We start from the raw sequence: 4,548 nt of genomic DNA, 5'->3' as shown, positions 1-4,548 counted from the left end.
CTGCGCGAACAGACCCATCCGTTCTTCGCGCCGTCCCATGCCGGCGCGCCGCTGTGGCGCCTGGCGGTGCCGACCACGGCCGCGCCGCTGGCCCTGCCCTCCGCGGCAGGCGGCACGCAGTTGATCGAATGGGGCGGCGGCCAGCGCTGGTGGATTCCGGCGCAGCCGGTACCGGCCGCCCAGGTACGGGCGATCGCCCACGCCGCTGGAGGACACGCGACGCTGTTTCGCCACGGCGACAAATCCGAAGGCGTGTTCACGCCGCAGTCCGCGCCGCTGATGGCGATCCACGCGCGGCTGAAGGCGGCCTTCGATCCGGCCGGCATCTTCAATCCGGGGCGGCTGTATCCGGAGCTCTGAATCGGCGCTCCCTTCGTTCCTTCCCCCATTCGCCCATTCGCCCATTCGCTAGACAAGCGTCCCGGCAAGTCCCCGCGACAAACCCGAACAACAAGCCAACCGACAAGCCGGCGCGACAAACCCTCTGGTCCCTATCATGCAAACGACCCTGGCCGATTTCCTCCGCGACACGCCCGATGGCGAAGAAGCCAAGTCCATCGTCGGCAAGTGCGTGCACTGCGGCTTCTGTACCGCGACCTGCCCGACCTATCAGTTGCTCGGCGACGAGCTCGACGGCCCGCGGGGGCGCATTTACCTGATGAAGCAGGTGCTCGAGGGCAACCCCGTCACCGAAAGCACGCGGCTGCATCTGGACCGCTGCCTGACCTGCCGCAACTGCGAGTCGACCTGCCCGTCCGGCGTGACCTACGGCCGGCTGGTCGATATCGGCCGCCAGGTCGTCGACGAGCGGCTGGCCGAGCAGGGCCTGCATCGCCCGGCGCGCCAGCGCATCGCGCGCTGGGTGCTGCGCGAAGGGCTGACGCGGCCGCGCCTGTTCGGCGCCGCGATGCGCATGGGGCAACTGGTGCGTCCGCTGCTGCCCGAGGTGCTGCGCAACAAGGTGCCGGTCGCCGCGCCGGCCGGCGCCTGGCCGCGACGCGAGCACGCCCGCAAGATGCTGTTGCTGGCCGGCTGCGTGCAGCCGTCGATGTCGCCCGGCATCAATGCCGCGACCGCGCGCGTGTTCGATCGTCTCGGCGTGCAGATGGTGGTCGCGCCCGAGGCCGGTTGTTGCGGGGCAATCCGCTACCACAATGGCGACCATGCCGGCGGGCTCGACAACATGCGCCGCAATATCGATGCATGGTGGCCGCATGTCGAGGCCGGCGCCGAGGCCATCGTGATGAATGCGTCGGGCTGCGGCGTGATGGTCAAGGAGTACGGCCATCTGCTGCGCCACGACCCGCAGTACGCCGAACGCGCGGCGCGCATCTCGGCGCTGACGCGCGACGTGTCCGAGTTGCTGCCGGCCTTCGCCGAGCCGCTGAAGCGGCTGGCCGAGGCCGCGCCGCCGCCCGAGCAACGGGTCGCGTGGCACCCGCCCTGCACGCTGCAGCACGGCCAGCAGATCCGCGGCAAGGTGGAGGCGCTCTTGACCGCACTCGGCGTGGAGGTCAAACTCTGCGCTGACAGCCACCTGTGCTGCGGATCGGCGGGCACCTACTCGGTGTTGCAGCCGGACCTGGCCTATCGCCTGCGCGACGACAAGCTCGCCAAACTGCAGGCCACGCAGCCGGACACCATCGTGTCCGCCAATATCGGCTGCATCACCCATCTGCAAAGCGGCACGCAGACGCCGGTGCTGCACTGGATCGAACTGGTGGATCGCATGCTCGGTTGACGGTGCGCGGGAGGCTGCCGCCGGTGGAATCGCGGTGATTCCGCCTGGCCGACCAACCTGCCTCTCGCATGCTTCAGACGCTTGCCATCCTGCTGGTATTCCAATCCGTGGGCGAGGTGTTCAGCTACGCGCTGCGCCTGCCCGTTCCCGGTCCCGTGATCGGCATGATCCTGCTGTTCTGCTGGCTCGCGATCGACGATCGCCTGCTGGCGATCATCCAGGGCACCACCGCCGAACTGCTCAAGCATCTGTCGCTGCTGTTCGTGCCGGCCGGCGTCGGCATCATGGTGCACGGCAGCCGCATCGGCGGCGAATGGATGCCGATCATCGTCGCGCTGGTGCTGTCCACCTGGCTGGCGATCGCGACCACCGCGCTCGTCACGCGCGCGCTGATGCGCAAGCCCCCGGCTTCGCCTTCCGTCCCTTCCAGCCCTTCCGCGGACGATGCCGCGAACGGCGCGGGAGAGACGCGATGACGCCGCGCCTGAACGAGATCTGGGTCTATCTGGCCGCCAGCCCGCTGCTCGGGCTGACCGCGACGCTGCTGGCCTATGTGTTCGCCTTCCGCATCTACGAGCGGGCGCGTTTCTCGCCGCTGGCCAATCCGGTGATGATCTCGGTCGCGCTGCTGGTCGCGGTGCTGACCGTGACCGGCACGCCGTACCAGACCTACTTCGACGGCGCTCAGTTCGTGCACTTCCTGCTCGGCCCTGCCACCGTGGCGCTGGCGGTGCCGCTGTACCAGCAATTGCCGAAGCTGCGCGCGCACGTGCTGCCGCTGCTCGGCGGGCTGCTGGCGGGCTCGCTGGTCGCGGTGGTGTCGGCGGTCGGCATCGCCTGGCTGCTGGGCGCCTCGCCCGAGGTGGTGCGCTCGCTGGCGCCCAAGTCGGTGACCATTCCGATCGCGATGGGCGTCGCAGAAAAGATCGGCGGCCTGCCGTCGCTGACCGCCGTGCTGGTGATGGGCACCGGCATCATCGGCGCGATCAGCGCGACCAAGATCCTGAACCTGCTCGGCATGCGTGACTACAGCGTGCGCGGCTTCGCCACCGGGCTGGCGGCGCATGGCATCGGCACCGCGCGCGCCTTCCAGGTCAACCAGGAGGCCGGCGCCTTCGCCGCGCTCGGCATGGGCCTGAACGGCGTGCTGACCGCCGTGCTGGTGCCGTTGCTGGCGACGTGGATGCCGCGCTGATTTGCGCCGATCGGCGCTGAACCCGCCGCAGCGCGCTTCGGCGCCGGCAACGCAGGACCGAACGACAACCGACCGGGAGAACGCGATGGTACTGAAGCTGGCTCTGGCGCTCGTCTCGCTGTTCGTGCTGTGGGGCGCGCTGGCGCCCGACCAGCTCGGCGCGACGATGCAATGGCTGCTGACGGGCGTGATCGCCCGCTTCGGCTGGTTCTATCTGCTGACGATGTTCGGCTTCCTGGTGTTCGCGCTGTACCTGGCGTTCGGCCGCTTCGGCAGCATCCGGCTTGGCGGCGAAGACGCGGAACCGCAGTTTCACCGGCTCAGCTGGTTCTCGATGCTGTTCGCCGCCGGCATGGGCATCGGCCTGGTCTTCTGGGGCGTGGCCGAACCGGTGTCGCACCTGATCAAGCCGCCGCAGGGACTCGAACCGCTGACGCCGCAGGCTGCCGGCACCGGGCTGCGCTACGCACTGTTCCACTGGGGCCTGCATCCGTGGGCCGCCTATTCGGTGGTCGCGCTGGCGCTGGCTTTCTTCCAGTTCAACCGCGACCGGCCGATGCTGATCAGCACGACCTTCGAGCCGCTGATCGGCGCGCGCGCCAACGGGCCGCTCGGCAAGTGGATCGACGTGCTGGCGCTGATCGCCACCGCGTTCGGCGTGGCCACCTCGCTTGGGCTGGGCGCGCTGCAGATCAATGCCGGCCTGTACCGGGTGTTCGGCGTGCCCAACGATATCGCGGTCGAGCTGATCATCATCGCGGTGGCCGGCGCGCTGTACATCCTGTCGTCGCTGAGCGGGCTGACGCGCGGCATCCAGTGGCTCAGCAATCTGAACATGGTGCTGGCCGTGCTGCTGCTGTTGACGGTATTCGTGCTGGGGCCGACCTCGTTCATCCTGGACGCGCTGACCACCACAATCGGCGCCTATCTGGACAACCTGATCGGCATGAGCATGCGGATGACGCCGTTCAGCCAGGGCACCTGGGTCGCCGACTGGACACTGTTCTACTGGGCCTGGTGGATCGCCTGGGCGCCGTTCGTCGGCACCTTCATCGCGCGCATCTCGAAGGGCCGCACCATCCGCGAGTTCATCGTCGGCGTGCTGCTGGCGCCGACGCTGATCAGCTTCCTGTGGTTCGGTGTGTTCGGCGGCGCGGGCCTGTATGCGTCGATGTTCCAGAACGTGCCGGTGGTGCAGGCGGTCCAGCAGGATCCGTCCCTGGCGCTGTTCGCGCTGCTGGACGCCTACCCGGCGGCGACGCTGACATCGATCCTGGCGATCGTGCTGGTCACCGTATTCTTCGTGACCTCGGCGGACTCGGCGACCTTCGTGCTCGGCATGATGTCCGACCACGGCAATCCGCGTCCGCCGGCGCGGCTCAAGCTGATCTGGGGCGTGCTGATCGCGCTGATCGCCGGCGTGCTGCTGGTGTCCGGCGGGCTCAAGGGATTGCAGTCGATGTCGATCCTGGCGGCGCTGCCCTTCGCGGTGGTGATGGCCGCGATGTGCGTCAGCCTGTTCCGTGCGCTCGACGAGGAATCGACCCGGCTGGAGCGTCGGCACCGCGCGCGCGACCGGCTGCTCGAGCGGCTGCTGCGCGACCGCGAAACC

Annotated in this window: 5 protein-coding genes; all 5 read left to right on the top strand. The window is 68.8% G+C overall.

What is annotated here, in order from left to right; all coding sequences use genetic code 11:
* On the top strand, positions 1-360 hold a 360-nt coding region (locus B551_RS14175; protein WP_043439691.1), incomplete at its 5' end, for an FAD-linked oxidase C-terminal domain-containing protein.
* A 136-nt stretch (positions 361-496) separates the two neighbouring features.
* Positions 497-1,741: a glycolate oxidase subunit GlcF gene (glcF, locus tag B551_RS14170; protein ID WP_023264359.1), complete on the top strand. Its 1,245-nt coding sequence runs from the start codon at positions 497-499 to the stop codon at positions 1,739-1,741.
* Positions 1,742-1,809: 68 nt separating this feature from the next.
* Positions 1,810-2,217 (top strand): CidA/LrgA family protein, encoded by a 408-nt coding sequence (locus B551_RS14165; RefSeq protein ID WP_006578592.1) that lies wholly within the window; start codon positions 1,810-1,812, stop codon positions 2,215-2,217.
* Positions 2,214-2,936: an LrgB family protein gene (locus tag B551_RS14160; RefSeq protein WP_006578593.1), complete on the top strand. Its 723-nt coding sequence runs from the start codon at positions 2,214-2,216 to the stop codon at positions 2,934-2,936. The genes B551_RS14165 and B551_RS14160 overlap by 4 nt, the downstream gene beginning before the upstream one ends.
* Before the next feature lie 85 nt (positions 2,937-3,021).
* Positions 3,022-4,548, top strand: a 1,527-nt coding sequence (locus tag B551_RS14155) for a BCCT family transporter (RefSeq protein ID WP_023264358.1), incomplete at its 3' end; no start/stop codon positions are given.

The sequence above is a fragment of the Cupriavidus sp. HPC(L) genome (genome assembly GCF_000307735.3).
Lineage (GTDB): Bacteria > Pseudomonadota > Gammaproteobacteria > Burkholderiales > Burkholderiaceae > Cupriavidus.
Note: the sequence above shows the minus strand (reverse complement) of the source record. Positions and strands in the feature narration are given on the sequence as shown.